Source organism: Hymenobacter bucti, assembly GCF_042681145.1.
In the GTDB taxonomy this organism is placed as follows: domain Bacteria; phylum Bacteroidota; class Bacteroidia; order Cytophagales; family Hymenobacteraceae; genus Hymenobacter; species Hymenobacter bucti.
On sequence record NZ_JBHUFD010000001.1, the window covers coordinates 858,856 to 885,030 of the forward strand.

Sequence of the window (26,175 nt, forward strand, 5' to 3'; positions counted from 1 at the left end):
AAACAATGGCCGGTGCCCCCAAGTAGTTTGCCCGCCGCTTAGTACAGCACCCGAAACTTAATCGTGTGCTCTACTTCTCTCAACGCCTGAATCACGTCCTGGTCGTAGGCCTTATCAATGTCCGTAATCACGTAGCCGACCAGTTCGTTGGTTTTCAGATACTGGCCCAGAATGTTGACGTGGTGCTGGGCCAGCACGTTGTTGATGCGGGCCAGCACGCCGGGCACGTTGGCGTGGATGTGGATGAGGCGGTGGCCCGGCTGGCCGGGGAGCAGAATGTTGGGGAAATTGACGCTCTGCTGCGTGTTGCCGGTGTTGATATATTGCATGAGACGCTCGGGCACAAACTCGGCGATGTTGCGCTGCGCTTCGGCCGTGCTGCCGCCGATGTGGGGCGTGAGCAGCACGTTGGGCAGGCCGCGCAGCTCGCTCTCGAAGCTCTCGGCGTTGGTTTTGGGCTCGTGCGGAAACACGTCGATGGCCGCGCCGCCTAGGTGGCCGCTGCGCAGTACGGCGGCCAGGGCCGGCACGTCTACCACGTGGCCGCGGGCGTTGTTGATGAAGAGGGCGCCTTTTTTCATGAGCGCAAACTCCTTGGCGCCGAAGAAATCCTGGTTTTCGGGGCGGCCGTCGATGTGCAGCGTCACGATGTCGGACTGGCGCAGCAGTTCCTCCAGGGTCTGGGCTTTGAGGGCGTTGCCGAGCTGGAGCTTTTCGGCCATGTCGTAGTACACCACCTTCATGCCCACAGCCTCGGCCACCACCGATAGCTGCGAGCCGATGTTGCCGTAGCCAATGATACCTAGGGTTTTGCCCCGAATCTCGAACGAGCCGCTGGCCGACTTGTCCCACTCGCCGGCGTGCATCTTAGGGTTCTTTTCGGGGATGCGGCGGGCCAGCACAATCAACTCGGCCAGGGTCAATTCCACCACCGAGCGGGTGTTGCTGAAAGGCGCGTTGAACACGGCCACGCCCTTGCGCATGGCGCCTAGGAGGTCAATCTGGTTGGTGCCAATGCAAAACGCGCCGATGCCGATGAGGCGGTTAGCCGCGTCGAGCACGCGCTGGGTCACCTGCGTTTTCGACCGGATGCCCAGGATGCTCACGCCCTCAATGCGGGCCACGAGCTCGTCTTCGTCGAGCGCGCCCTTCACTTCCTCCACTTGGTAGCCTTCCTGGCGGAAGAGCTCGGCGGCGCGGGCATCGGGGTTTTCGAGTAGCAATACCTTGATTCGGTTCTTCGGGTAGCTCAGGGTCATGGGTAGCTTCAATTGATACAAAAACTCGTCAAAGGTCGGCAGCACTTCATCGGCGGCGGCCACCACGCTGGGGCGGCTCACGTTTTCGGTGTAGGCGTAGAAGCGCTTAGCCAGGCCGGCTTCGCGAATCTGGTAGTCGGTGTAGCCATCGCCGAGCACGTACACCGGCCCGTCGAGCTGCAAGTCCTTCAGCTGCTGAATCTTGCCACCGTCGCGGCTCAGCACGTTACCAGGGTCGCAGCCCGTGATGTTGCCCTCGGCGTCGAAGGTGAAGGTATTGGCCAGCACGTGGCTGGCCGGAATGCCAAACGCGGCCACCACGGGCTCGATAAACTCGCGGAAGCCGCTGCTCACCACGTAAATACGGTCGGCGTAGCGCCGGAAAAAGTCACCGTTGCGCTGGATGCTTTCGCTCACCTTGGTTTGCAGGTGAGCCACCAGCGGCCCTAGGTGCCGCCGGTGCGCCCCCAGCAGCGCCAGGCGCTTGCTGAGCGACTCCTGAAAGCCGATTTCGCCGGCCATGCCCTGGTCGGTGAGGGCCTTGATGGCGGCCACGCGGGTGGCCTGGTCGGGCTGGCCGGTGAGGGCAATGGCAGCAAGCTCATCGAGGCCTTCAACCTGGGTGAAGGTCGAGTCGAAGTCGAAGACGAGGTAGGGGAGGGGGGCAGCGGGGTCGGGCATGGAGGCAAAGATGGGGCTGATGCTACCTTGCCTGAGCTTTTGCTAGAATTTTACTTAGGCTAAAGGAGACATGTTTAAGACTATAGAATACTCAGATAACTGGCTTCGACTTCGCGCAGCTGAGCAGGAGTATTCCTACTACTAACATGCTTTTAGGCGGCAAGGTGAAAAGGCGATAAAACATTGCAAGGAACTGAGAATCCGATATTTAATGCGTAGAGGCTTATAAAAAACGAATCCCCAAGCATTAGCATTGGGGATTCGTTTTTTATAAGCCTCTATAATTCAGAATAAATAGGCCGCTTCGCCCTACTCCGTCGGCTTGGTAAGCGTGTAGTACACGCCTATCGTGAAGAGGTTACCTAGGGTGTTGACGTTGAGGCCGAAGTTGGTGGTTGTCGTTTTGTTGTTGGTGCCATCCTCCTTGGCTACCGAGTTCTGGAAGCCAAACGTGCCAAACGAGCCCAGGATAGCCAGGCGCTTGGTGAGGCCGTAGGCGAAGCCGGCGTTGAGGTTGGCCCCTACGTCGAAGGTAGTGGAGCGGGTAGTGGAGTTTGCGAAGCCGCTGCGCTCGGTGCGGCTGTTGCCGGGTAGCAGCGACACGTTCAGGCCCAGGAAGGGCCGGAAATTGCCTTCGCCAAAGAAATAGCGGCCGTACACCGTGCCCCCGTAGCGCTTGGTGATGGCGGTCAGATTCATATTGCTGGCGGGCGTTTCTAGCCGCGAGCCGCTGAAGGTGAAGCCCACGCCGAGCTGCACCTGGTTGGTGAGGAAGGTACCGACCTCGGGCGAGAAGCTCCAGTTGCTGGCCTTGCTGGTGGTGGTGCTGGTATTGCCGTTGTCGAAGGTGGTGCTGGTGGAGTTGAACCCGGCCTGCCCGCCAAGGTAGATAGAACCCTTTTGGGCGTGGGCCGTGAAGGCGCTCAGCACGAGTGCCGCAGGAAGGAAAAAATGCTTCATATAAAAGAAATGGTTAGGTGAAAAAAGAAAGGCACGTGAAAGCACTGCCCGGCCCCGATAAGCTGGACCAGTAGTGTGAGCTCGTTAAACGGGAAAGCCCAGCCTTTTGGATGCACAAGGGGCCTAATATTTCGATGTTTACACGAAATATTAGGCCCCTTGTCCTACTCATAACCCAAATTTGTGGAGCCATTATTCTGCTCCCGGTTGGCACGAGCGTGGCGCGGCGCCACCCGCACCCGCTGGCGGGCCTGTGGCTACTGCCAGTTGGCCTTGTCGCGCCAGCTGTGGGTGGGCTCGTAGCCCAGCACGCGGCGCGCTTTCTCGATGGACAGCAGCGTTTCGTGTTCGCCTAGGTCCTTGCGCACTTCCACGCCGGGCAGCGCCTCGCGCATCAGCTCGGCCGATGATTTTTCCATCACGGTGTCGGCGTTGGCGATGATGAAGGGGTGCATGCCGGTGGCCTCCCACTCGATGGCTTTGCGGATGGCCTGGGCGCCGTCGCGGGCGTCGATGTAGGCCCACATATTCCACTTGCGCTCCTCGGGGTCGGCCTGGTAGCTCTCGAATTTTTCGTAGTCGGCGGGCAGCATCACGTTAGAGAAGCGCAGGCCGATGAGCTTGAAGTCGGGCGTTTGGTAGCAGAACTGGCGGGCCATGTCTTCCATCAACACCTTAGCCAGGGCGTAGGCACTTTTGGCGCGCAGCGGGTAGTCTTCGTCTACCGGAGCGTAGGGCGCGTCGTTCTCAAAGGGCTCACCTAGGGTGGTTTCGCTGCTGGCCCATATCACGTTGCGGATGCCCAGGCGGCGGGCGGCCTCAAAGATGTTGAAGGTGCCCATAATGTTATTTTGAAACAGATGGGCGTCGGGATACTGGCGCGGGGTCGGAAAAGCCGCCAGGTGCACGATGGCATCGAAAGCATTATTACCCACGCCGGCGTGAATGTCGAAGCTCACCGACGAGAGCGCGTCGAGCGTCTGGCCGAAGTCGGAGAGGTCGGCGATGATGTGCGGAATGCCCTTGGCGGGCGCTACGGTATCGACCACGAACACGTCGTAGCCGTGGGCCTGCAGGTCGGCTACGCAAACTTTGCCCAGCTTGCCAGTGCCGCCCGTGACCAGCACGCGGCGGCGCGCTGCTTGTTGTTGCTTGCTCATAAAATCTAAAAAGGGAGGGGCCAACTGCTCGGAGCGCCGGCCCTTGCCGGCCGAGCGGACCCGGGCCTCATACGGCAAAAGTGGGCCCGGGGTACTGCCCGGCTTCCCTAGGTCGGCCACGGTGGCGGTTAGCCTTAATACCCGGATTTTATAGGGCGCCGCGCCCAACCCAGTGCGGCAGGCGGGCGTTTAAGAGCAAGCGAATCGGGCCTAATTGCCGGGCTTTTATTCTGATTTCCTGTTATTTATTGCCGCCCTTTCTTCCTCTAAAACCAACCCAATTCATGGACGCTTACAAAGTAAAAGCCTACGGCGCGACCAACTCCATCTTCAGCGGCCTGAAGGAAATGGAAGTGGAGCGCTACGCCCCCAAGGCCGATGAGGTGCACATCGAAATTCTGTTCAGCGGCGTGTGCCACTCCGACCTGCACCAGGTCAAAAACGACTGGCACAACACCATCTACCCCTGCGTGCCGGGCCACGAAATAGTGGGCCGCGTGAAGGAAGCCGGCAGCGCCGTTACCAAATTCCAGGTGGGCGATATCGTGGGCGTGGGCTGCATGGTAGACTCGTGCGGCAGCTGCGAGCCCTGCGCCCACGGCGAGGAAAACTACTGCGAAGGCCCCGTGAGCTGGACGGCCACCTACAACGGCTACATGAAGCCCCAGAATAAGGATTTTAACACCTTCGGCGGCTACTCGACCGACATTGTGGTGAAGGAATCGTTCGTGCTGCGCATTCCGGCGGGGCTGAATATTGAGGCCGCCGCGCCTATTCTGTGCGCGGGCGTCACGACCTATTCGCCCCTGAAACACTGGAATGTGGGCCCCGGCAGCAGCGTGGGCGTGGTGGGCATTGGTGGCCTAGGGCACATGGCGGTGCAGCTGGCGCGGGCGTTGGGCGCCACCGTCACGGCCATTACGCAGGATGAGAAAAAGCGCGCGGCCGCCGAGCAGTTGGGCGCGCACGAGGTGCTGATTTCGACCGACGCGGACGCTATGAAAGTGCACGAGTCAAAGTTCGATTTCATTCTTATTACCATCCCCGACGCCTTCGAGGTGAACGAGTACGTGAAGCTGGCTAAGCGCAACGGCGTGCTCACCACGGTGGGCCTGCTGGGGCCGTACAAGGCGCCGCTCAACAACATGGAAGTGGCCATGCATCGCCGCTCTATTTCGGGCTCCATCATCGGCAGCATCGCCGAAACGCAGGAGGTGCTCGACTTCTGCGCCATGCACAATATTGCGCCCGAGGTGCAGGTAATTAACATGCAGGACATCAACGAGGCCTACGATAAGATGATGGACCGCGACGTGCGCTTCCGCTACGTCATCGACATGGCTACCTTGAAGAACGCAGGATAAAGTATACCGTGGACTCTGTGGGTCCGCGAGTTGAACAGAATTTTCTGAAAAAGGCCCGGCGCTATTCATAGCGCCGGGCCTTTTTTGTGGGGCAGTATACAGGCTTAGCCTCTGGCTAAGCGACTAGGATTGAAGCGGTACCGCGCCCCGCCAAACCAGTACAGCATCAGCGCCCGCGAGTAGCGCAGCGCGGCCGGGGCCAGCGCCAGGGCCGCGCCGGCCACCGTGAGCACGTAGACCCACACGTCGGGGTCGCCGCCCACGAAGTAGAGCAGCGCGCCTATCAGCAGCACCGTGGCCACGTTGAAGCCGTAGCTGATAAACATGGCGCCCCAGTAGAAGCCCGGCTCGGGCTCGAGGGGCACGGCGCACACCTCGCAGCGGGCGGGCATTTCGGTGAAGTGCGCCAGGTTGAAGGCCGAATGCGTGAACAAACGGCCCTCGTGGCAGTGGGGGCAGCGCAGCGAAAGCAGGGCAAGGGTGGGCGAAACAGGAGCAGCCATGGCGAGAGAAAGCAAGTGGGAAGCCCTAGGTCAGCACCGGCCGACTGGGTAGCACAAAGGTCGGGCCCGCACCCGCCCGCCGAGTAGCCCGAAACCGCCCGGTTCTAGGACAAATTACTGCTTTGCCGAAATGCCTCGGGGCTTTGGCCCACGTACTTGCGGAAGTAGCGTCCGAAATACGACGGGTCGTCGAAGCCCAGCTCGTCGGCCACCTGCGCCACGCTCAGGGCCGAGTGCGTGAGCAGGCGCCGGGCCTCCAGCACCACGCGGGCGTGGATGAGGTCACTGGCGGTTTGGCCCAGCACGCGGCGGCACAGGGCGTTGAGATAATTGGCGGTGAGGTGCAGCCGCGCGGCGTAGTCACGCACGCTGCGGTGGGTGCGGTAGTGCTGGTTCAGCAGCGCCCCAAACTGCCGAATCTGGCTTTGGGCCAGGCCCGCCCCGGTGCTGGCCGGCGCGGCGGGGTAGTGGCGGGTGGCGAGTTCAAGGATGAGCCCTAGGTAGGCGCGCAGCACTTCGGCCTGGTTAGGATGGTTCATCTGGTACTCGCGCAGCAGCTGCGCAAACAGCGGCGCCAACTCGTTTGTGGCTGGCAAATAGAGCACGGGCGGGTGCGTACTGTCGAAAAACGGCAGCGCTAGCAAGTCGCGCTCGGGGTAGCGGAACTGGTAAAAATCCGGCTCGAAAAACACCACGATGCCCTCGGCCTCGGGCCCTAGGTGCCACTGGTGCACCTGCCCCGGCGCCAGAAAGAACACGCTGCCCGGCCCTAGGTCATAGGTCACGAGGTCCACGGTGTGCGTGCCGTGGCCCTGGCTCACGTAGAGCAGCAGGTAAAACGAGTGACCGTGCGGCGCGTTTACGTGCGGAAACCGCGCCACGTGCGCCCGCAGCTGTTCGGCGTAGTAGGGCGTGCGGGCCTGCGGAAACGGCGCCAGCGCCAGTACCGGCGGGGTAGGAGCTTTCATGGGGACAGTAGCGCGAACTTTGTAGTTCGCGTTTAGTTGGTTCAAATGGCTGCTCGCTGGCGAACGCGAACTACAAAGTTCGCGCTACTGACCCTAGCGGCTACCGGGCGTAATTTTGCAACTCCTTCACTCGCTTTTATTTCCATGAACTACCCGCTACTCGCCGCCGCCGCGCTGCTCCTCACCGCTGCCGCGCCGGCCACTACCACGGTGGCCCCGCGCAGCCGCACCTTTTTGCTCACATGCCGGGCCGTGGTGCCCGTGCAACCAGCCGGTACTAAGGCGCTGGAGTTTTGGATGCCCGTGCCGCACCGCGACAAAAGCCAGGACGTGCGCGACCTCAAGATTGAGGCCGGCGCGCCCTACATCGTCGAAACCGACCAGTACGGCAACCAGATGCTGCATCTGAAGCCGGCCACCGTGCCCACCGCGCCACTCACCGTTACGCTCACGGCTCAGGTCACGCGCCGCGAACACCTCAACCTGCGCGCCACTGACGACCACGCCCCCGCCGAAACCGAAGCCACCGACCCCAACCTCAAGCGCTGGCTGGCCCCCGACCGCCTGGTGCCGCTCGATGCCAAAATCAAGGCCCAGGCCCAGGAAGTAGTGGACAAAGCCCACGCCACCACGCCGCTGGCCAAGGCCCGCGCCATCTACGAGCACGTGGTGAGCACCGTGACCTACGACAAAACCGGCCAGGGCTGGGGCCGCGGCGACATCTACTACGCCTGCGACGCCCGCCGCGGCAACTGCACCGATTTCCACGCCATCGTCATCGGCTACTGCCGCGCCCTAGGTATTCCGGCGCGCTTCAGCATCGGCCTGCCGCTGCCTGCCGAGCATGGCAAAGGCGAAGTAAAAGGTTACCATTGCTGGGCCGAGTTCTTCACCAAGGAAACCGGCTGGGTGCCCGTCGATGCCTCCGAGGCCGCCAAAAACCCCGCTAAGCGCGCCTACTTTTTCGGTGCCCACGACGAAAACCGCGTCGAGTTCACCCGCGGCCGCGACCTGACTTTGACCCCCAAGCAAGCCGGCCCGCCGCTCAATTACTTCGTGTACCCCTACGCCGAAGCCGACGGCAAGCCGGTAGAAGACGTAGCCCGCACCTACACCTACGAGGACGTAGCCGGGAAGTAAAGAGCCGCAAACAGTCCTCCGGTATGTGCAGGAAAGGCCGTCAGGCCGCCGCGCTCGGACGAGCGAATGCTAGTCGCGCCTGACAGGCTAGTAGAGAGGCGTGGGCAAGTAGCCAGGGCGCTGCCGTACAGGGGCTTCCGCCCGTAGCTGCCTCAAGGATCAAGAAAGAAGCAGGATTAAGATTAATTATAGTATATTTACTATAATTAGAGCAGTTTCCGAGTCAGTATACGGGTAGTAGCGTGAAGCGCTGCTACCCGCGTGGCGCAAGCTGTACACTGAGTGCAAAACTGCTCCAGGAGATTAGTAGCGCATTCGTAGCTTAGGCTTGCGTGATGGCGCTGGCGGCTTCTGCGTCGCACCCGCTGCTTTGGGCAAGCCTAGGTCGCTTCCTGGGTTGGCTCTAGCTAACTGGCTAGCCTGGCGCGAGGCCGGCCGGTGCCCGTCAGTGGTTACCCCTGTTTTGGCGGGGACCTGGCGGGCTAGCGGCCGCTGGTTGCCAGCCCGCCGCTGTCGATTGCCCTTGTTCTGCCATCCTTAATCCGCTGTTTTTATGGATAGAACCCGCTTTTTGCAAGCCTGCGCCGCTACCGGCGCGCTGCTGGCTTTTCCAGCTATACTAGTGGCGAGGACTATTGCCCGCGCTGGCAAGGGCTTTACCGTGAAGGCGGCTCAGGACCGCTTCAACACGCCGATGGCCTTGTTCGATGGCGACACGTTTCTGACTAAAATTGCTACCACCGATACGGCCGGCGACCTCTACGTTTTCGAGTCGAGCCGCCTGAAGGAAGGCGGCCCTTCCCACCATTACCATTTCGAGCAGGATGAATGGTGGTATGTGCTGGCCGGCGAGTTTCTTATCAAAGTAGGGGACACCGTGTACGAAGCCAAGGCGGGGGATAGTGTGTTTGGCCCGCGCATGGTGCCGCACAGCTTTGCCAAAGTGGGCGCGGGTGAAGGCCGGCTGCTGATGATTTTTCAGCCCGCCGGCAAAATGGAAGAATGCTTTCGTAAAATCAGCCAGGGCGCCACCCGCACTATGTCCGAAGCCGAGCAGGATGCCTTTCGCGAAGCCCACGGCTTTAAGCGCGTAGGCCCGCCCCTGAAACAGCTTAAGCCCATGACCGATAAGTAAGGACGCGCTAAGCGTGCTGCTGCCTGAAATCTACTCCGTAGAACCACGGCTGAGTAGGATAACTACTTTTTTTCAGGGTAGATAAGTGGAAATAGCTGCTGATTAGTACCTTACGCCGGTACCAGCTGCCGGCCTCATGTTCTTCCGCATTGTACCGCCCGCCCCGGCCCTGCGCCCCTTCGTGCAGCACTACCTGCTGGTGCACGTGCGCTACGACGGCGTAGACCCCGGCCAGGCGATAAAGCCCATGCCGCCCGCGCCGCAGCAGTGCCTGTATTTCTACCCGCGTGGCGGCATGCGGAGCTTTCACCACAAGGAAAGTAAGTTTATCGACTTGCCGAGCAGCATCCTGGTGGGGCCGCAGGTGTCGCGGCTCGACCTGCATTTTCCTTCTGACCACCTCATGCTGTGCGCCGCTTTTTGGCCGGGCGGGCTGCACCGCCTGCTGGGCGTGCCGGTGGCCGAAATGCTGGATTACTCGGTGGAGAGCCGGGCGCTGCTCGGCCCGGCGCTGGGCGAGGTAGAAGCGCGGCTGGCCGAAGCGCCCAGCTACGCCACCATGCTGGCCGTGGTCGAGGCCTACCTGCTGCGAATGCTGCGCCGCCTGCGCCCGCATACCGAGCGGCCCCTCGACCGGCTGCTATCGGGGCTGCTGCCCAGCGGCCGCCTAGGTACCTCGCTCGACCGCCTGGCCGCCGAAGCCTGCCTGAGCCCGCGGCAGTTCGAGCGCAATTTTGTGGAGCGCGTGGGCCTCAGCCCCAAGCTGTTTGCCCGCATTGCGCGCTTCGACCAGGCGTTTGGGCTCAAGGAGCGGCAGCCTGGCCTCGACTGGCTGGCGGTGGCCGTGCAGTGCGGCTACTACGACTACCGCCATTTGGTGCGCGACTTCCGCGAGTTTGCCGGCGTGACGCCCCCGCAGCTGCTGGCCGCCGAAACCGCCCACGCCCGCGTGTCGGGCGGCGCGGTTTCCAACTACCTGTCCGTGCTAGGGCGGTAGAATGTCGTTTTTTTACTACTAGCCGGGTGGCCGGGGGCCGGAGCTTTGCGAGCGTATCCAAACTCCTAAGCCCATGAAAACCTGTTTGCTAGCCCTGGCCCTGTTGCTGGGCACCGGCCGCGCCTTCGCCCAACTCTCGCCCACCGAGGAGGCCGCCGTGCGCCGCACGGTGGCGCGCCTGACCACTAATTTTCAGAACCACCACTTCGCCGACATGGCCACCTACACCACCTCCGATGTGAGCTGGGTCAACATCGTGGGCATGTGGTGGCGCGGCCGCCCCGCCGTGCAGCAGGCGCACCAGCAAATCTTCGATACCATCTTCAAGGGCGTGCCCTTCACGCCCGGCCCGGCCACCGTGCGCGGCATCGCGCCCGGCGTGGCGGTGGTTAATCTGTACTGCCACGTGGGCGCCTTTTTTCCACCCGATGGCATCGACCACGGTACCAATAAGGAAGGCGAAGCCGACGACCTGCTCACGCTGGTGCTAGTGAAAAAGCAGGGCCAGTGGCTGCTCTCGGCCGGCCAAAATACCGTAGTGCGCGCCGCTGCCCAGCCCAACAACCCCATAGAAAAACCAAGCGCTGAGCCCTTCGACCCGGTCAAAATCGTTGACCGCCACTGAGTAAGTCCGTCCTGGTAAACCTTTGTTGCGCTGAGTTATGAAAACCTACTTGCTAAGCCCGGCTACCCGGCAGCTCGCCCTGATTGGAGGGGTGAGTTGCTTGGTAGGATGGGTTGTTGGGAGTGCCTCCGGGCTGCAAGCTGCGGCGCTGGCCGCAGCAGCCACGGCCCCCGCCACTACCCCGGCGGCCGGGCCGTGGCCCTACCCCGACTCGCTCGATGCCGTGGTAGCCGCGCCGCAGTTTCACCGCGTGCTGTTCGAGAATGAGCGGGTGCGCGTGCTCGAAGTGACCGTGCCGCCGCACACCCGCGAGCCGCTGCACACCCACCGCTGGCCCAGCGTGCTCTACAAAGAGCAAACCGGCCGGGGCCGCTACTACGACGCCACCGGCGCGTTGGTCCACGAATCGACCACGCCCTACCGAAAAGGCCCCGACCTGGTGCGCGCCCGCTGGCAGGCGCCCGAAGCGCCCCACGCCGTTGAGAATACCGACGAAGTGGCCGACCGCTTCGTCCGCGTCGAGCTCAAGCAATGACAGACGAGCGGCTCGTCCTGATGCGATTGCTTCGCTGCGCTCGCAAGGACAAGCGTTTTTGCGTGAGCTCTGAAAATGAAAAAGGCGTCGCTTCAGCTGAAGCGACGCCTTTTCTGTACTGCCGTGTTACAAGTAAACAAGTTTGGCTGAATTTTAAGCCTAGCCGCCTATCTAAGGCGCCAGCACGAGCTTGCCGAAGTTCTCGCCCGAAAACAGCTTGTTTAGCGTGGCTAGGAAGTTTTCGATGCCGTGCTCGGTCTGCACTTTGGGCGCGGTGAGCTGGCCCTCGCGAAGCCAGCCGGCCATTTCGCGGGCGGCTTCGCCGAAGCGGGCGGCGTTGTCGCTGACCAGGATACCTTCCATGCGGGCGCGGTTCACGAGCAGCGCGAAGTAGTTGGCGGGGCCTTTGACGGGCGTCGTATTGTTGTACTGCGAAATGGCGCCGCAGATGACGACGCGCGCTTTTAGATTAATCTGGAGCAAGACAATATCCAGAATATCACCGCCGACGTTGTCAAAATACACGTCGATGCCGGCGGGGCAGGCGGCGTGCAGGGCAGCGGCCACGTCCTCGGTTTTGTAGTTGATGCAGGCATCAAAGCCCAACTCGTTGACGCAGTAGTCTACCTTGGCCTGGTCGCCGGCCAGGCCCACCACGCGGCAGCCTTTGAGCTTGGCAATCTGGCCCACTACGCTGCCCACGGCGCCGGCCGCGCCGCTCACCACCACCGTGTTGCCGGGCTGGGGCTGGCCGGTGTCGAGCAGGCCGAAGTAGGCCGTCAGGCCCGGCATACCTAGGGTGGCGAGGTAGGTTTCGAGGGGCGCGAGGCTGGTATCGACCTTGAGTAGGTAATTAGGATTGGTGGGGTCCTGGGCGGCGTCGCCCTCACGCAGCACGTACTGCTGGGCGCCTAGGGTGCCGGTCACATAGTCGCCCACCGCGAAGCCGGGGTGCTGCGACTCCACAACCTGGCCGGCGGCGAGCGCCCGAAACACCTCGCCAATGCCGATGGGCGGCGCGTAACTTTTGCCCGCGTTCATCCAGCCGCGCATGGCGGGGTCGAGCGAGATGAGGATGGTTTTAACCAGGACCTGGCCCGCCGTGAGGGGCGGAATCTCCACGGTTTCGATGGTCAGGTTTTCGGGCTTAGGTAGGCCCACGGGGCGCGAGGCCAGCAGCACCCGGGTGTTGGAGTAAGGCATAAAAGCGGGGTTAGATAAATGAAAAACGCCGCCCTAGGTGGGCGGCGTTTGCTGGTTGAAAACTAGGCGGCTTTGGCGGGCGTGGGCGCTTGCAGCTCGGCTACGTCGGCGGCCGTGAGTTGCAGATTCATGGCCTCGGTCAGCTCCTGCACCTGCCCCACGCTGGTGCCGCTGGCGATGGGCGCCGTGATGCCGGGTGCCTGCATCAGCCAGGCCAGCGCTACTTGGGCGGGGGTGGCCGAGTGGCGGTCGGCCACGGCATCCAGGGCTTTCAGGAGCTGGAAACCCTTGTCGTTTAGGTATTTCTTGCCGATGCCCGCGCCGCGCAGGCTTTTCTGCAAGTCGGCCTCCGAGCGGTATTTGCCGGTGAGGAAGCCGGCGGCCAAGCCGAAATACGGAATCACGCCGATGCCGCTGGCTTGCACGATGCCTAGGTCGTCTTTTTCGAAGGCTGCGCGGTCGTAGAGGTTGTACTCGGGCTGGAGGCTTTCGTAGCGAGGCAGGCCGTTTTGGGCCGCGTCGAGGGCGGCTTGCAGGCGCGCGGGCTTGAAGTTGGAAGCCCCGATGGCGCGGATTTTCCCCTCCTTCAGCAGTTCGGCGTAGGCTTCGAGCGGCTCGGTTACGGGCAGGCTCTCGTCGTCTTTGTGGCTCTGGTAGAGGTCGATGTAGTCGGTTTGCAGCCGGCGTAGCGAAGCTTCTACGGCCTGCTTGATGTAGGCTTTCGACAGGCCTTGCTTGCCATCGCCGAGGTCCATGCCCACTTTGGTGAAAATGAGCACGTCGTCGCGGCGGCCGCGCTGGGTTAGCCACTTGCCAATCACGGTTTCGGACTGCCCGCCGCCCTGGTGGCCGGGCACCCAGGCCGAGTACACGTCGGCGGTGTCGATGGCATTGCCGCCGCCCGCCACAAAGGCGTCGAGTACGGCGAAGGAAGTCGGTTCGTCGGCCGTCCAGCCGAATACGTTGCCGCCCAGTACGAGCGGGGCGATGTGGAGGCCGGAGTGGCCGAGTTCACGAAGGGTTGCCATATGGTGAAGGAGTGAAGGAGCTACTGAGCGAATGCTGACTCACGCGCCGTAGAGGCGAATGGTTGATAACTCCAAAAGCAGCCTTAGGTTACTTTTTCACTCATCTACTCCTTCACCCACTCACTCCTTATTCACCGCCAGCAGCAGGCCTTGCAGCTCCTGGTTGAGCAGGCGCACCGCCGATTGCAGCTCGTTGAGCATGTTGGCGCGCACCGTAAGCTGGCCCGCGGAGTACTGGCCGCCGGGGCCGAAAAGCAGCGCCGCCAGCTGCTGGCCCTGCTTCGAATCGGGCCGGGCGAGCTGGCCGTAGTGCTGCCAGCGCAGGCGCGTGTTGTGGGCAATGGCTGACTGGCCGCTGTTGCTGAAGGCCGGTTCGGTGAGCATGTACCACACGCTGGGCGGAAACAGCTCGGACGCCGGCCGTTCGGCCCAGACATCGGCCAGCAGGTTGCGCGGGTGGTCAAATTCGGCGGTGCTGCCCACGCGCAGCGTCAGCAGCCCCAGGCCCGCCGCCAGCAGCCCGCCCCCGATGCCAAAGGCGTACTGCCCCGGCGTGTTGCTGATGACCGTGGTGCCGATGCCGCTGGCCGCCCCAATGCCGATGCTCAGCACGTTGAGGCGCTGGGTGTGGCGGCCATCCTGCTCGTTGAGGTAGCCCGCCACCTGGTCGGCGCGCTCGCCTTCGCAGTCGAGTTCGGCGGCCAGGCTGGCCACGGTCGTACTCACCAGGGCTAGCTGGGCCGCAATGCGCTGGCGCTGGCGCAGCACGGCCAGCTCGGCCACGGGCTGCTGGCGGCGGGCCAGGGGCTGGCGGGCTATTTCTTCAAGGGCCAGTAGCTCGCGCAGCAGCGGCAGTAGGCCGGCCGCGTTGGCCGTGAGCAGGTTGCGCCTAGGGTAGTGGGCCAGCAGCTCGGGCGTGAGGGCCGCCTCAAAGTTGGGCTGCGGCGCAAAAGCCGGGTCGTAGCGGTAGGGCAGGGGCGGGTCGCAGTAGCCGGCCGCCACTTGCAGCCGCGCGGGTGGCCGGGTAGCGCAGCCGGCCAGGGCCAGCAGCAGCGCAAAGAGGTAACGGTAGGGCATTGGAGAGTAGGAGAAATGACAACCGCAAAGTTGGGGTCAGGGCGCGGGTCGTAGCATGAAGCGCTGCTTGGCGTTGCGTGGTGAGATTAGGCGAACGAAGCGTCGCATTGCCGAGCGAACGCGACGCTAAGCAGCGCTTCGCGCTTTTCAAAACCACACGCCTTTTTCACTTCCAAAAGGATAATTCGCTCAACTATGTCGTAAGTTTACGTCATACTTCAAAGCCGGCTCATGACCTACGCCAAAACCACCGTTTTCACCGAAGAGCAGCAGCAGTTAGCCCGCGTGGCCAAGGCGCTGGCCCACCCGGCACGGGTGGCCATCATTCAGTTTTTGGCGGGCCAGAAAACCTGCATTTCGGGTGACATCGCCGCTGAACTGCCGCTGGCCCGCACCACCGTGTCGCAGCACTTGCAGGAGCTAAAAGCGCTGGATTTGATACGCGGCGAAATAGACGGCCTCACGGTCTGCTACTGCCTTAATACGGAGCTGCTGCGGCAGGTGCACCAGCAGTTTACGGCCTTCTTTCTGGAGGCCACGGCCGGCGAGGCGTGCGGGCCGGACGAAGCTTGCGGATGCTAGCCTAGGAAAAAAATAAGCAGGCGTTTGTCATGCTTCGTCTCTGTTTGATACGCTGCATGACCACGCTATTACCCTATAAATCAAATTGTACTCATGAAAATTTCTGAAATAAAGCAGGCCCTGGCCGAAGTGGAAGCCGTCAACTTTCGCCTGCCCACGGGCGAGTATCTGCCCGCGCATTTCCACGTCACGGAAGTGGGCCTGGTGAGCAAGCACTTCATCGACTGCGGCGGCGTGGAGCGCCAGGAAAAGGTGGCCAATTTTCAGCTCTGGGAAGCCGGCGACTACGACCACCGCCTGGCCCCGCAGAAATTCCTGCACATCCTGAACCTGTCGGCGAAAATCCTCGGTAGCGAGGACCTAGACATCGAAGTGGAGTACCAGCAGGCCACCATTGGCAAGTTTGGCCTGGCCCGCGAAGGCAATGACTTTGTGCTGACCGCCAAGCAAACGGCCTGCCTGGCGCAGGATGCCTGCGGCATCCCGGCGGCTCTGCAATTTGCTCTGCCCCAGCTGCAAGTAGCCGGCTGCACGCCGGGCGGCGGGTGCTGCTAATGAGCTGACCGGCGCGGCGCGGGGAGCCGCGCTGCTGCAAGTTTTCTTACTTCATTTCTCTTTTGCGATGACGATTGCCTTTTTCTCCGACATCCACGGCAACCTGCCAGCCCTGGAAGCGGTGCTGGCTGATATGGAGCAGCGCCGGCCCGACATGATTTTCTGCCTCGGTGACCTAGTGGGCTACGCGCCCTGGCCCAATGAGGTGGTGCGCGAGGTGCGCCGCCGGGGCATTCCCGCGTTGGCCGGCAACTACGACCAGGGCATCGGGCTGGCCAGCGCTGAGTGCGGCTGCGCCTACAAAACCGATACGGAAAAAGACCTAGGGGCGCAAAGCATCGCCTACACCAACCAGGTGGTGGGCGAAGATGAGCGGCGCTACCTGCGCCTGCTGCCCAAGCACATGCGCCTCGATTTTGAGGACGAGCCCTGTACCCTGAGCTTGCTGATGGTGCACGGCTCGCCGCGCAAAATCAACGAGTACCTGTTTGAGGACCGGCCCGAGGCCAGCTTGCTGCGGGTGCTGGCTGATGCCCACGCCGATATTCTGCTTTTTGGGCACACCCACAAGCCCTACCACCGGGCGATTCCGTACCAGCACGAGGGCGAAACCCGCTACCGCCACGCCCTCAACATTGGCTCGGTGGGCAAGCCCAAGGACGGCGACCCGCGCGCGGCCTACCTGCTGCTGCACCTCGACTCAACTACCAGCCTCACCGACCCCAGCAGCGTGCGCTCGGAGCTAATTCGCGTTGAATACGACGTGGAAAAAGCCGCGCAGGCCGTGGAGGCCTCGCCCCTGCCCAACGAGTATGCCGACATGCTGCGCCGGGCTTACTAGGCTCATCGATTCTGCCTCATCGTTATGCTAGTCAGTGCTTTCACCGCCGCCCACTGGCCCGCTGCCCGCGCCATCTACGAGGCCGGCATTGCCACGGGCCAAGCCACGTTTGCCACCGAAGCCCCGACCTGGGAGGCCTGGGAGGCTGGCCACCTGCCCCATAGCCGGCTGGTGGCGCTGGGCGCCGCCGGCCAGGTGCTGGGTTGGGCGGCGCTCTCGCCCGTGTCGAGCCGCTGCGTGTACGCCGGCGTGGCCGAGGTCAGCATCTACATCGCCGCCGAAGCGCGGGGCCAGGGCGTGGGCCGGCAGCTGCTCGGGGCCCTGGTAGCCGCCTCCGAAGCCCAGGGCATCTGGACGCTGCAAGCCGGCATCTTCCCCGAAAACGCGGCCAGCCTGGCGCTGCACGCCGCCCACGGCTTCCGGCTGGTGGGCCGGCGCGAGCGCATTGGCCAGCTAGCGGGCGCGTGGCACGATACCCTGCTGCTGGAGCGGCGCAGCGCCACGGTAGGTTAGCCGGCCTAGGCCGAGTTGCCGCCTCTCTGAGCTGATTTCTTGATTGTTTGGCGCGGGCTGCTGGCTCGGCGCCGGCGCCTTATCGCGCATTTTCTACCCGCCTTATTTTTATGGAATTGACCAACCAACCAGCACCGCCACCCGCGGCGGCAGTGGCTCAGAAGAAGCTGTCTGGCCTCGACCGGGGCCTCACGCTCTGGATATTTCTGGCCATGGCCCTAGGCGTGGGGCTGGGCTATTTTGTACCCCACATCGACCGGGTAATCAATTACTTCGCGGTGGGCACCGTGAACGTGCCGCTGGCCCTGGGGCTCATTCTGATGATGTACCCGCCGCTGGCCAAGGTCAAGTACGAGCAGCTGCCCCGCGTGTTTCGCAACGTGCGCATTGTGGGCTTGTCGCTGGTGCTCAATTGGCTGGTGGGGCCGCTGCTGATGTTCTTCCTGGCCATCTGGCTGCTTCCCGACAAGCCCGAATACATGGTGGGTTTGATTCTCATCGGCATCGCGCGCTGCATTGCCATGGTGCTGGTCTGGAACGACCTGGCCGACGGCAGCCGCGAGTACGCGGCCGGTTTGGTGGCGCTCAATTCCATCTTTCAGGTGCTGTTTTACTCGGTGTTGGCCTGGCTGTTTATCACCGTGCTGCCGCCTTATTTCGGGCTGAAAGGCTACGCCGTGAACGTCGGCATTTGGGACATTGCCCAGAGCGTGCTCATCTACCTAGGTGTTCCGTTCGCGGCCGGCTTCCTCTCGCGCTACATCCTGCGCCGGGTGAAGGGCGATGCCTGGTACGAGCAGGTGTTTATTCCGGCTATCAGTCCCATTACGCTCGTGGCCCTGCTGGCCACCATCGTGCTGATGTTCAGCCTCAAAGGTGAGCTGATAGTGCGCATTCCGTTCGACGTGCTGCGCATTGCGCTGCCGCTGGCCATCTACTTCGGCGTCATGTTCGTGGCCAGCTTTCTGGCCGGCAAGTACCTAGGGGCCAGCTATGCCGAAAACGTATCCATCGCTTTCACGGCCACCGGCAACAACTTCGAGCTGGCCATTGCGGTGGCCATCGGCGTGTTTGGCCTCAACTCGGGGCAGGCGTTTGCGGGCGTCATTGGGCCGCTCATCGAGGTGCCCGCCCTCATTGCGCTGGTTAACCTGGCGTTCTGGTTTCGGCGCCGGTTCTACCCGGCTGCTTAGCGGGCCGGCTGTACCGTGGACCCTGCGGGTCCGCGCAGGCGTAGTTGCTCAGTGAGCTACGCCCGCGCGGACTCACAGGGTCCACGGTACATTTGCTACCCTTCGTACAGCTCCAGCGGCAGCCCGTCGGGGTCGCTGAAAAACGTGAATCGCCGGCCCGTAAACTCATCGACCCGCACGGGCTCGCAGGCGACGTGGTGCGCCCCTAGGTGCCGAATGGCGGCCTCCACGTCGGCCACCGCGAAGGCCAGGTGGCGCAGGCCCTGCGCCTCGGGCCGGCTGGGGCGCGGTGGCGGGTTGGGGAAGGAGAACAGCTCGATGACGTACTGCCCATTGACCGCCAAGTCGAGCTTGTAGGAATCGCGCTCGGCGCGGTGCACTTCGCGGATAATTTCGAGACCTAGGGCTTCGGTATAGAAGGCTTTGGAAACCGCGTAGTCGGAGCAGATAATGGCGATGTGGTGCACGCCGAGCAGGGAAAGAGCCATAGGGCGAATGTAGCGCTGTAAAACGGAGTGGCCCCGCGTTTGGCGTTTGTAGCAAAACCTGCCGCAAAACGGAGGGCCATTCCGTTTTATGGGCCGAATCTGCAACGCGGCCCTCCGCCCGGCAGTCTTTGCCCGCCTTATCACCGCTAAAACGCGGTTTCCTCATCCCAATACCCCACCCTGCTGCTTACTTTTGGCAAAACTGCTATTTCACTTTTTCAGGATGAAAAATTCATTTACTAAGCTACTAGCGGCCGCCGCGCTGCTACTCAGCGGCGGCGCAGCCCAGGCCCAGCAGGGCCTGCCAGTGGTGCTGCCGCCCGCTAACCTGCCGCCCTACAACGCGCGCGTGCTGTTTCAGCCCGACTACCTGAACCAGCCGGCCCCCAGCACCCGCACGGGCGGCGGCAAGCCCGGCGCCACCTACTGGCAAAACGCGGCCGACTACCAGATTGCCGCCACGCTTGATGATAAGGCGGCCCGCGTAACGGCCACCGTGGCCATCACCTACACCAACAACAGCCCCGACGAGCTGCCCTTCGTATGGCTGCAAGTTGACCAAAATCTGTTTCGCACCGACTCGCGCGGGGCAGCGGCCACGCCCCCAGCGGGCGGGCGCTTTGGCAACGCGGCGCGCGGCTTCCAGGGCGGCGACTCGCTTCAAACCGTGACCATCGAGCTGCACGGCAAGAAGCTGAAAGCCAACTACCGCGTAACCGATACGCGGATGCAAATTATCTTGCCCGAAGCCTTGAAGCCCAAGGGCGAGAAGCTCAAAATCAACATCGCCTACGCCTTTAATATCCCCGAGTATGGCGCCGACCGCCTAGGTCGCCTCAAGACGCCGAATGGCGAAATCTTCGAGGTGGCGCAGTGGTACCCGCGCATGGCCGTGTACGACGACATTTCGGGCTGGAACACGCTGCCGTATATGTCGGCTGAGTTTTACCTCGACTACGGCAACTTCGACTACACCGTGAACGTGCCCGCCAACTTCCTAGTGGGCGGCTCAGGCGAGCTCGTGAACGGGTCCGAAGTGCTGACTACCACCCAGGTAAAGCGCCTGGCCCAGGCCGCGGGCTCTGACAAAACGGTAATCGTGCGCGGTGCCGATGAGGTGAAGCAGGCCGGCTCGCGGCCGGCTGGCCGCAACGGCCGCCTCACCTGGCACTTCAAGTGCCAGCAGGCCCGCGACGTGGCCTGGGCTGCCTCGGCTGCCTTCGTCTGGGATGCCGCTAAGATGAACCTGCCCAGCGGCCGCAAGTCGCTGGCTATGTCGCTGTACCCGGCCGAAGTAGCGCAGGATTCGGCCTGGGGCCGCAGCACCGAGTACGTGAAAAAGAGCATCGAATACAACTCGAAGCAGTGGTTTGAATATACCTACCCGGTGGCTACCAACGTGGCCGGCGTGGTGGGCGGCATGGAGTATCCGGGCATCGTGTTTTGCGGCGTGAAGGCCAAAAAAGGCAGCTTGTGGAACGTGACCGACCACGAGTTTGGCCACAACTGGTTCCCGATGATTGTGGGCTCCAACGAGCGCAAATACCCGTGGATGGACGAAGGCTTCAACACCTTTATTAACATCCTGAGCAGCCAGAATTTCAACAACGGCGAGTACAAGGAGCAGGGCGACGTAGCCAAATCAATGGCTCCCATCAACACGCTCCAGACGCAGATAGCGACCATGGATGTACCCTACACCGTGCCCGACGTGACGCAGGCGCGCAACCTGGGCTACGCCGCGTACTCCAAAACCGGCTACGGCCTGTATCTGCTGCGCCAGGAAATCCTCGGTCCCGAGCGCTTTGACTACGCTTTCCGCACCTACATCAAGCGGTGGGCCTTCAAGCACCCGCAGCCGCGCGACTTTTTCCGCACCATGAACGAGGTGGCCGGCGAAGACCTGAGCTGGTTTTACCAGGAGTGGTTCTTCGAGAACTGGCTGCTCGACCAAGCCGTGAATTCGGTGGCCTACGTGAACCAGGACCCCACCAAGGGCGCCCTCATTACTATCGAAAACAAGAGCCAGGCTGCCATGCCCGTGACGGCCGAAATCACGGAAAGCAACGGTAAGAAAACCACCGTGCACCTGCCCGTCGAAATCTGGCAGCGCGGCGGCACCTGGACCTTCCGCACCAGCACCACCTCGCCGCTGAGCACGGTGGTGCTGAACCCAACCAATATTCTCCCCGACGTGAACAAGGGCAATAACACCTGGCGGGCGCAGAAGCTGGCCGAGTAGTTCGACTTCTTTTAAAGCCAAAAAGGCCTTTTACGCTAGCGTAAAAGGCCTTTTTGGCTTTAACCTATATGCCAAATCTAGTAAGAGTTTGGCGGCAAAAATAGAATGCGATTCGGTGGGTTCGAAAACCGCGACCATGCTTTATACCCTAGGTAGGCTAGCAGCAAGGCCCCGGCCGCCAGCACGCCTTTATCGCCCAAAGCGCCGACTATGTTATTGAATAATTCTTGTTTGCCATTGGTAGTTTCTGCTACGGTGCCTTTAGCAATTTTCAAGGCTTCCGAATAGCAAAAGACAGTAAATGCCAGCGTTACTACATTGCCAATGAGGTAGTTGACAATAGATTTTAGGGGCGTTAACTTCTCTTCCTGTTTGGCGAAATACCTGTCTTTCTGCAAGAAGGCAAAGAAAATCGGGTAAGCTTCAGCGTCATCAAATGAAAACTGACAGTTGGTAGGAATGCCTAAAATCGTCTTGTATTTAATCAAAATATCTGCGTCGTCATCGTCCTTATGTACTGACTTGATGGCGTCGTATTTCACCTCAACCCTCGTGGCTAGCGACAGCTTTTTGTCCCAGGCCGCCTGAAACTCCTCGGCGGAGTGGAAGTGCTGGCTGGAAAACATAAACGACGTTTCGCCGGCCATCATGGAGGCTATTTTGTTGCCGGTAATGGCAAACACTTGATTCCGCATAAATGGAAATGATAAAGAGGTAATAGCTCCACGCTACTGGCCACAATACTACTAGCTCGACCCCGCTTTTCCCCACTTCAAAGGATATTCTCCCGCCCTCGCCAGTTTTCGCCTGCTTTCGGGCTGGCCTAGGTCGTGTTTTGAGCAACTTCTACCTCAAGACCCGACCTCGTGAAACACCTCCTTACTTTCTGCCTGGCCGCTGCGCCCACCATGCTGGCCTGCGCCCAAACTACCGGCCAAGTCACCGGTCGCCTGCTCGATGCTCAGCAGCAGCCCGTCGCTTTTGTCACGGTGCTGCTCCAGGCACTGCCCGATACGTTGGCGGTGCGCGCCGCCCAGGCCGGGGCCGATGGGCGCTACGCTTTTGCGGGGGTAGGGGCGGGGCGCTACCGCCTCATGGCTACCATGCTGGGCTACGAGCGCTATTACTCGTCGCCGTTTGAGTTGACGGGGGGCCAGCCGAGCGCTGTGCTACCCGTGGCGCAGCTACGGCCCGCCGCCCAGCAGCTAGCCAGCGTGCAGGTGACCGGCCAGCGCCCGCTGCTCGAAATGCAGGGCGGCAAGCTGGTCGTGAACGTGGCCGCTAGCCCGGCCACGGCGGGCGGCACGGCCCTGGAGGCGCTGCAAAAAGTGCCCGGCCTGCTAGTGATGGGCAATCGCCTGAGCCTGGCCGGCCGCGAGGGTCTGACCATCCTGCTCGATGGCCGCACCACGCACTACACCGACGTGGTGAGCGTGCTCAAAGACTTACCGAGCAGTAATATCGAGCGCATTGAGGTGCTGAGCCAGCCCGGCGCGGCCTACGATGCGGCCGGCAGCGCGGGCATTATCAACATCATTCTCAAGAAGAACGCCGAGCAGGGCACTAACGGCACGGTGGGCCTGAACGGCGGCTACGGCCGTTTCGGCAAGGGCGGCGCGACGCTGGATGGCAACCACCGCGCCGGCGGCCTCAACGTGTTTGGTAGCTACGGCTACAGCTACCGCCGCACCTACGAACAGCTCAATACCGACCGTGCCCTGGCCGAAGTGGGCCAGCCGCGTACCTACCAGCAGCAGAGCTACCAGCCCCGCACCACCCACGTAAATACCGCCCGCTTAGGTGCCGACTACGCCCTCTCGCCCCGCCAAACGCTGGGCGTGCTGCTGAGCGGCTACACCACCCGTACCATTGTATCAGCTGAAAACAGCATCGCCGTGAACGAGGGCGCCCTAGGCCGCACCGACACCCGCAGCACCAGCCGCCGCCCCACCGACAGCTACACCGCCAACCTCAACTATAAGCTGGCCCTCAGCCCCCAGGGCCGCGCCCTGACGCTGGATGCCGACTACTCGCGCTACATCACCGCCAACGATACCCGCCTCACCAACCGGCTGCAAACCAACCTAGGGGCCGCTACCCAGCAGCTGGGTTTCGAGCAGCAAACCGCCATCCGGCTGGCCTCGGCCAAAGCTGACTACCTGCACCCGCTGGGCACTGGCGGCAAGTTGGCGACGGGGGCCAAAATCAGCGCCGCCGACATTGATAGCCAGCTGGATTTTAGCGCGCTGGCGGCCGGTGGCTGGCAGCCCGACGCCAGCCGCTCCGACCACTTTCGCTACCAGGAGCGTATCGCGGCGGCCTACCTGAGCCTCGACCAACAGGTGGCCGGCGTGCAGGTGCAAGCCGGCCTACGCGCCGAGCAAACCCACTCCGTAGCCACGTCGATGGCCCTCGACAAAACGGTGGCGCGCGACTACCTCCAGCTCTTCCCCAGCCTCTCGCTCGACAAGCCGCTGACCAAAAAGCTGGGCGCCACCCTGGGCTATAGCCACCGCATCGACCGGCCCAGCTACCAGGATTTGAACCCCAGCATCGTCTACCTCGACCCCTACAGCCAGCAGCGCGGCAACCCGTTTTTGCGGCCGCAGCTTACCAATTCCGTCCAGGCCGGCCTCACCTACCAGAAGCAGCCGATGCTGCTGCTCGCCTACACCCGCACCACCGAGGCCATCAGCCTGGCCACGGCCCAGCAAGACAGCGTGCTCTACCAAACCACCGCCAACCTAGGCCGCCTAGCCAACTACAGCGCGACGCTCAATTTCCCCATCAGCCTGGGTAAACGCGTGAGCGGCTACGGCGGCACCATCGTCTACTACAACCAGTACCGCAGCGAGTACCTAGGCGGGCAGTATGACAATGGCCAGCTGTCGGCCACCTTTTACCTCCAAACCAAAGTGAGCCTGCCGAAAGGCATTGGCCTCGAAGTATCGGGCTTTTTGCAAACGGCCGGTGTGAATGGCCTGCTCAACTACCGCCCCTTCGGCGCGCTGAACCTAGGGGTGCAAAAGTCCTTCTGGCACGACCAGGCGCAGCTGCGCCTGGCGGCTACCGATGCGCTCTTTACCAGCCAGCAGCGCGGCACGGTGCGCTACCAGGACCTCAACGTGCGGTTTTTCAACCAGACTGAGTCGCAGCAGGTGCGCCTTAGCTTTACCTACAAACTCGGCAACCAGGCCCTGCGCGCCGCCCGCAAGCGCACCACCAGCCTCGACGAGGAGCGCGGCCGCGTGAAAACCGATAAGGAATAGTATTACTGATAGTTAGTGCCTAAGCTTACCCCCGTGCCTGCGCTCTTTTCGCGCCGCCTCCACCGCTCCGACTACCTGCTGACCGCCGCCTATTGGAGCCTCGCCGTGCTGGTCATCCTGCCCACCTACGTGCGCGAAGACGGCTGGGCGCGCGCCCTAGGGGCCATGTTCTACAACGTGGTGCTCGATACGGGCACCGTGCTGGCGCTGGTGTTTGGGCTGCTGCCCCGCTTCATGCAGCGCGGGCGGCTAGGTTCGTCGCTGCTGCTGGCCCTGGCGGCGGCCGGGCTGAGCGGAGTGCTGTACCTAGTGGGCTACGATGTGGTGCTGGGCAAATACCACGGCGCCTGGTCGCTGACCTACCTCATCGGCGGCATCATCGCGCACGCCCGCAGCTACGGTATTTTGGCGGTGCTGCTCATTGGGAAACGCTATTTTGAGGGCCAGCAGCACTTGTTGCTGGCGCAGAAAGCGCAGGCCGAAAGCGAGCTAAAGTCACTGCGGGCGCAGGTAGACCCGCATTTTCTGTTCAATAACCTCAATATTCTTTACGCCCTCATTCAGCAAAATCAAGAAGAAGCCAGCCATTTTCTGAGCTGCTTTTCGTCGCTCTACCGCTACCTTATCCGCCACAAAGACGCCGACCTCGTGCCGCTGGAAGAGGAGCTGCGCTTTGCCAACGAATACATCTACTTGCTGGGCCACCGCTTCGGCACGGCCTACCAGTTTGAGCGTACCAGCCTGCCTGCCCCGGCCGAACTGGCGGGCCTGTTCGTGGTGCCCGGCACGCTGCAAGTGCTGCTCGAAAACGTGGTGAAGCACAACCGCGGCGACGAAGACAACCCGCTCCTCGTGACCCTAGCCGTGCGCCCCGATGCCCTAGTGGTGCGCCACCGCCGCGCTCCCAAGCGCACGGCCGTCGAGTCGATGGGTACTGGCCTCAGCAACCTGCGCGAGCGCTACCGCCTGCTGGCCGGCCGCGAGCCCGAGGTGCAAGCCGACGAGTTTTTCACCGTGACGGTGCCCGTGCTGAAAATGTAGCTTGGACTCTGCGAGTCCAAGCTACACTAGACTCTACCTATGAATATTCTAATTATTGAAGACGAAGGCCCGTCGGCCCGCCAGCTTATCCAGTACCTGGCCGAAGCTGAGCCCAGCGCCATCGTCGTTGGGTTGCTCAAAAGCATCGAAAAGGCCTTGGTTTGGTTTGCCCAAAACCCGATGCCCGACCTGATTTTTTCCGACATCGAACTTCTTGATGGCAATGCCTTCGCCATCTACGACCAAGTGCTGCCCACGTGCCCCATCATTTTCATCACGGCCTATGACCAGTTTTTGCTGCAGGCTTTCCAGGGCCAGGGCATTGCGTATCTGTTAAAGCCATTTACGGCCGCGCAGCTCGGGGAGGTGCTGGCCAAGTACCACGCGTTGCGCCGCAGCTTCGCGCCGGCCGGCCCCACCCTCAGCGCCGAAGTGCTGGCCGAACTAAGCCAGGCTCTGCGCCAGCCGCGCACTTACAAGCAGCGCTTCACGGTGCGGCTGCGCAATGCCCTGCACCTGCTGGCCGTAGACGATGTGACGCACTTGCTGGCCGAGGAAGGCGTTGTGTTTGCCGTTGATAAACTAGGCGCGCGCTACCCGCTGGCCGGCACCCTCACGGAGGTAGAAAAGCAGCTCGACCCGGCTCGCTTCTTTCGCCTTAACCGCGGCGAGCTGGTCAACCTAGGGTACATCGAAAAGGCCGAGCCTTATGGCAAAGACCGCCTCGCCATCAAGCTCAAAAACAGCCCCGATTTCCTGCTCACCAGCGCTGCTACCACCGCCGAGTTTCGCAAGTGGCTCGACGCCTAGGTGGCA

General features: G+C 62.2%; 25 protein-coding genes. 15 read left to right on the forward strand and 10 right to left on the reverse strand.

The features are described from left to right. Window positions 1–38 precede the first annotated feature (38 nt). From serA to ACFSDX_RS03515, 3 genes are all read right to left on the reverse strand, one after another. Window positions 39–1,940: a phosphoglycerate dehydrogenase gene (serA, locus tag ACFSDX_RS03505; protein WP_382311793.1), complete on the reverse strand. Its 1,902-nt coding sequence runs from the start codon at window positions 1,938–1,940 to the stop codon at window positions 39–41. A 309-nt stretch (window positions 1,941–2,249) separates the two neighbouring features. Further along, window positions 2,250–2,900 (reverse strand): outer membrane beta-barrel protein, encoded by a 651-nt coding sequence (locus ACFSDX_RS03510; protein WP_382311794.1) that lies wholly within the window; start codon window positions 2,898–2,900, stop codon window positions 2,250–2,252. A gap of 257 nt (window positions 2,901–3,157) precedes the next feature. Beyond that, window positions 3,158–4,060 (reverse strand): NAD-dependent epimerase/dehydratase family protein, encoded by a 903-nt coding sequence (locus ACFSDX_RS03515; RefSeq protein ID WP_382311795.1) that lies wholly within the window; start codon window positions 4,058–4,060, stop codon window positions 3,158–3,160. A gap of 284 nt (window positions 4,061–4,344) precedes the next feature. On the opposite strand from ACFSDX_RS03515, the gene ACFSDX_RS03520 reads away from it, so the two are divergent. Further along, complete coding sequence (locus tag ACFSDX_RS03520; protein ID WP_382311796.1) at window positions 4,345–5,424, forward strand: NAD(P)-dependent alcohol dehydrogenase; 1,080 nt, start codon at window positions 4,345–4,347, stop codon at window positions 5,422–5,424. A gap of 104 nt (window positions 5,425–5,528) precedes the next feature. Here the strand turns inward: ACFSDX_RS03520 and ACFSDX_RS03525 are convergent, their stop codons facing one another. Continuing rightward, window positions 5,529–5,927 (reverse strand): DUF983 domain-containing protein, encoded by a 399-nt coding sequence (locus ACFSDX_RS03525; protein ID WP_382311797.1) that lies wholly within the window; start codon window positions 5,925–5,927, stop codon window positions 5,529–5,531. 104 nt (window positions 5,928–6,031) lie between these two features. After that, a complete protein-coding gene (locus ACFSDX_RS03530) occupies window positions 6,032–6,895 on the reverse strand; it encodes an AraC family transcriptional regulator (protein ID WP_382311798.1) in 864 nt (287 codons plus the stop codon). A 144-nt stretch (window positions 6,896–7,039) separates the two neighbouring features. Between ACFSDX_RS03530 and ACFSDX_RS03535 the strand changes: the two genes are divergently transcribed. The 5 genes from ACFSDX_RS03535 to ACFSDX_RS03555 all read left to right on the forward strand — a co-directional run bounded on the left by ACFSDX_RS03535 (window position 7,040) and on the right by ACFSDX_RS03555 (window position 11,327). After that, a complete protein-coding gene (locus ACFSDX_RS03535) occupies window positions 7,040–8,035 on the forward strand; it encodes a transglutaminase-like domain-containing protein (protein WP_382311799.1) in 996 nt (331 codons plus the stop codon). A gap of 553 nt (window positions 8,036–8,588) precedes the next feature. After that, window positions 8,589–9,170: a cupin domain-containing protein gene (locus ACFSDX_RS03540; protein ID WP_382311800.1), complete on the forward strand. Its 582-nt coding sequence runs from the start codon at window positions 8,589–8,591 to the stop codon at window positions 9,168–9,170. Between the two features lie 136 nt (window positions 9,171–9,306). Then, on the forward strand, window positions 9,307–10,167 hold the full coding sequence (locus ACFSDX_RS03545) for an AraC family transcriptional regulator (RefSeq protein WP_382311801.1): 861 nt from the start codon (window positions 9,307–9,309) through the stop codon (window positions 10,165–10,167). Between the two features lie 73 nt (window positions 10,168–10,240). Continuing rightward, the gene (locus ACFSDX_RS03550; protein WP_382311802.1) at window positions 10,241–10,792 is read left to right on the forward strand and encodes an SgcJ/EcaC family oxidoreductase; all 552 of its coding nucleotides are present in this window, start codon (window positions 10,241–10,243) and stop codon (window positions 10,790–10,792) included. A 37-nt stretch (window positions 10,793–10,829) separates the two neighbouring features. Then, window positions 10,830–11,327, forward strand: coding sequence for a hypothetical protein (locus tag ACFSDX_RS03555; RefSeq protein WP_382311803.1), 498 nt, complete (start codon window positions 10,830–10,832; stop codon window positions 11,325–11,327). A gap of 171 nt (window positions 11,328–11,498) precedes the next feature. Here the strand turns inward: ACFSDX_RS03555 and ACFSDX_RS03560 are convergent, their stop codons facing one another. The 3 genes from ACFSDX_RS03560 to ACFSDX_RS03570 form a co-directional block, all read right to left on the reverse strand. Then, window positions 11,499–12,530: an NADP-dependent oxidoreductase gene (locus tag ACFSDX_RS03560; RefSeq protein ID WP_382311804.1), complete on the reverse strand. Its 1,032-nt coding sequence runs from the start codon at window positions 12,528–12,530 to the stop codon at window positions 11,499–11,501. A 62-nt stretch (window positions 12,531–12,592) separates the two neighbouring features. Further along, window positions 12,593–13,558 (reverse strand): aldo/keto reductase, encoded by a 966-nt coding sequence (locus ACFSDX_RS03565; protein WP_382311805.1) that lies wholly within the window; start codon window positions 13,556–13,558, stop codon window positions 12,593–12,595. A 120-nt stretch (window positions 13,559–13,678) separates the two neighbouring features. After that, window positions 13,679–14,635 carry a hypothetical protein gene (locus tag ACFSDX_RS03570; RefSeq protein WP_382311806.1) on the reverse strand — a complete coding sequence of 319 codons (957 nt, stop codon included), beginning with the start codon at window positions 14,633–14,635 and terminating at the stop codon, window positions 13,679–13,681. Window positions 14,636–14,866: 231 nt separating this feature from the next. Between ACFSDX_RS03570 and ACFSDX_RS03575 the strand changes: the two genes are divergently transcribed. The 5 genes from ACFSDX_RS03575 (at window position 14,867) to arsB (ending at window position 18,319) form a co-directional block, all read left to right on the forward strand. Beyond that, window positions 14,867–15,217, forward strand: coding sequence for an ArsR/SmtB family transcription factor (locus tag ACFSDX_RS03575; protein WP_382311807.1), 351 nt, complete (start codon window positions 14,867–14,869; stop codon window positions 15,215–15,217). 93 nt (window positions 15,218–15,310) lie between these two features. Next, a complete protein-coding gene (locus ACFSDX_RS03580) occupies window positions 15,311–15,772 on the forward strand; it encodes a DUF6428 family protein (protein WP_382311808.1) in 462 nt (153 codons plus the stop codon). Window positions 15,773–15,839: 67 nt separating this feature from the next. Then, window positions 15,840–16,613 (forward strand): metallophosphoesterase family protein, encoded by a 774-nt coding sequence (locus ACFSDX_RS03585; RefSeq protein ID WP_382311809.1) that lies wholly within the window; start codon window positions 15,840–15,842, stop codon window positions 16,611–16,613. A 24-nt stretch (window positions 16,614–16,637) separates the two neighbouring features. Then, window positions 16,638–17,126: a GNAT family N-acetyltransferase gene (locus ACFSDX_RS03590; RefSeq protein WP_382311810.1), complete on the forward strand. Its 489-nt coding sequence runs from the start codon at window positions 16,638–16,640 to the stop codon at window positions 17,124–17,126. Between the two features lie 110 nt (window positions 17,127–17,236). Continuing rightward, window positions 17,237–18,319 (forward strand): ACR3 family arsenite efflux transporter, encoded by a 1,083-nt coding sequence (arsB, locus tag ACFSDX_RS03595; protein WP_382311811.1) that lies wholly within the window; start codon window positions 17,237–17,239, stop codon window positions 18,317–18,319. 95 nt (window positions 18,320–18,414) lie between these two features. Here arsB and ACFSDX_RS03600 read toward each other — a convergent pair whose 3' ends face one another. Then, the gene (locus ACFSDX_RS03600; protein ID WP_382311812.1) at window positions 18,415–18,807 is read right to left on the reverse strand and encodes a VOC family protein; all 393 of its coding nucleotides are present in this window, start codon (window positions 18,805–18,807) and stop codon (window positions 18,415–18,417) included. Window positions 18,808–19,030: 223 nt separating this feature from the next. On the opposite strand from ACFSDX_RS03600, the gene ACFSDX_RS03605 reads away from it, so the two are divergent. After that, entirely contained in the window at window positions 19,031–21,049 is a 2,019-nt protein-coding gene (locus ACFSDX_RS03605; protein ID WP_382311813.1) for a M1 family metallopeptidase, read from the forward strand. Window positions 21,050–21,126: 77 nt separating this feature from the next. Here the strand turns inward: ACFSDX_RS03605 and ACFSDX_RS03610 are convergent, their stop codons facing one another. Beyond that, window positions 21,127–21,732: a hypothetical protein gene (locus tag ACFSDX_RS03610; RefSeq protein WP_382311814.1), complete on the reverse strand. Its 606-nt coding sequence runs from the start codon at window positions 21,730–21,732 to the stop codon at window positions 21,127–21,129. Between the two features lie 183 nt (window positions 21,733–21,915). Between ACFSDX_RS03610 and ACFSDX_RS03615 the strand changes: the two genes are divergently transcribed. Genes ACFSDX_RS03615 through ACFSDX_RS03625 form a run of 3 tightly spaced genes read left to right on the forward strand, consistent with a single transcriptional unit; the run spans window position 21,916 to window position 26,169 of the window. After that, complete coding sequence (locus tag ACFSDX_RS03615) at window positions 21,916–24,318, forward strand: outer membrane beta-barrel protein (protein WP_382311815.1); 2,403 nt, start codon at window positions 21,916–21,918, stop codon at window positions 24,316–24,318. 33 nt (window positions 24,319–24,351) lie between these two features. Further along, the gene (locus tag ACFSDX_RS03620) at window positions 24,352–25,359 is read left to right on the forward strand and encodes a sensor histidine kinase (RefSeq protein ID WP_382311816.1); all 1,008 of its coding nucleotides are present in this window, start codon (window positions 24,352–24,354) and stop codon (window positions 25,357–25,359) included. A 39-nt stretch (window positions 25,360–25,398) separates the two neighbouring features. After that, the gene (locus ACFSDX_RS03625) at window positions 25,399–26,169 is read left to right on the forward strand and encodes a LytR/AlgR family response regulator transcription factor (protein ID WP_382311817.1); all 771 of its coding nucleotides are present in this window, start codon (window positions 25,399–25,401) and stop codon (window positions 26,167–26,169) included. Window positions 26,170–26,175: the final 6 nt, after the last annotated feature.

Bases quoted from the DNA above. Each gene is read 5' to 3' on its own strand.
- ACFSDX_RS03520 (WP_382311796.1), top strand. From the start codon at position 4,345: ATGGACGCTTACAAAGTAAAAGCCTACGGCGCGACCAACTCCATCTTC.
- ACFSDX_RS03560 (WP_382311804.1), bottom strand. From the start codon at position 12,530: ATGCCTTACTCCAACACCCGGGTGCTGCTGGCCTCGCGCCCCGTGGGC.
- ACFSDX_RS03525 (WP_382311797.1), bottom strand. From the start codon at position 5,927: ATGGCTGCTCCTGTTTCGCCCACCCTTGCCCTGCTTTCGCTGCGCTGC.
- ACFSDX_RS03570 (WP_382311806.1), bottom strand. From the start codon at position 14,635: ATGCCCTACCGTTACCTCTTTGCGCTGCTGCTGGCCCTGGCCGGCTGC.
- ACFSDX_RS03605 (WP_382311813.1), top strand. From the start codon at position 19,031: ATGAAAAATTCATTTACTAAGCTACTAGCGGCCGCCGCGCTGCTACTC.
- ACFSDX_RS03545 (WP_382311801.1), top strand. From the start codon at position 9,307: ATGTTCTTCCGCATTGTACCGCCCGCCCCGGCCCTGCGCCCCTTCGTG.
- ACFSDX_RS03565 (WP_382311805.1), bottom strand. From the start codon at position 13,558: ATGGCAACCCTTCGTGAACTCGGCCACTCCGGCCTCCACATCGCCCCG.
- ACFSDX_RS03590 (WP_382311810.1), top strand. From the start codon at position 16,638: ATGCTAGTCAGTGCTTTCACCGCCGCCCACTGGCCCGCTGCCCGCGCC.
- ACFSDX_RS03540 (WP_382311800.1), top strand. From the start codon at position 8,589: ATGGATAGAACCCGCTTTTTGCAAGCCTGCGCCGCTACCGGCGCGCTG.
- ACFSDX_RS03550 (WP_382311802.1), top strand. From the start codon at position 10,241: ATGAAAACCTGTTTGCTAGCCCTGGCCCTGTTGCTGGGCACCGGCCGC.
- ACFSDX_RS03585 (WP_382311809.1), top strand. From the start codon at position 15,840: ATGACGATTGCCTTTTTCTCCGACATCCACGGCAACCTGCCAGCCCTG.
- ACFSDX_RS03535 (WP_382311799.1), top strand. From the start codon at position 7,040: ATGAACTACCCGCTACTCGCCGCCGCCGCGCTGCTCCTCACCGCTGCC.
- ACFSDX_RS03600 (WP_382311812.1), bottom strand. From the start codon at position 18,807: ATGGCTCTTTCCCTGCTCGGCGTGCACCACATCGCCATTATCTGCTCC.
- ACFSDX_RS03580 (WP_382311808.1), top strand. From the start codon at position 15,311: ATGAAAATTTCTGAAATAAAGCAGGCCCTGGCCGAAGTGGAAGCCGTC.
- ACFSDX_RS03530 (WP_382311798.1), bottom strand. From the start codon at position 6,895: ATGAAAGCTCCTACCCCGCCGGTACTGGCGCTGGCGCCGTTTCCGCAG.
- ACFSDX_RS03510 (WP_382311794.1), bottom strand. From the start codon at position 2,900: ATGAAGCATTTTTTCCTTCCTGCGGCACTCGTGCTGAGCGCCTTCACG.
- ACFSDX_RS03555 (WP_382311803.1), top strand. From the start codon at position 10,830: ATGAAAACCTACTTGCTAAGCCCGGCTACCCGGCAGCTCGCCCTGATT.
- arsB (WP_382311811.1), top strand. From the start codon at position 17,237: ATGGAATTGACCAACCAACCAGCACCGCCACCCGCGGCGGCAGTGGCT.
- ACFSDX_RS03575 (WP_382311807.1), top strand. From the start codon at position 14,867: ATGACCTACGCCAAAACCACCGTTTTCACCGAAGAGCAGCAGCAGTTA.
- ACFSDX_RS03515 (WP_382311795.1), bottom strand. From the start codon at position 4,060: ATGAGCAAGCAACAACAAGCAGCGCGCCGCCGCGTGCTGGTCACGGGC.
- ACFSDX_RS03625 (WP_382311817.1), top strand. From the start codon at position 25,399: ATGAATATTCTAATTATTGAAGACGAAGGCCCGTCGGCCCGCCAGCTT.
- serA (WP_382311793.1), bottom strand. From the start codon at position 1,940: ATGCCCGACCCCGCTGCCCCCCTCCCCTACCTCGTCTTCGACTTCGAC.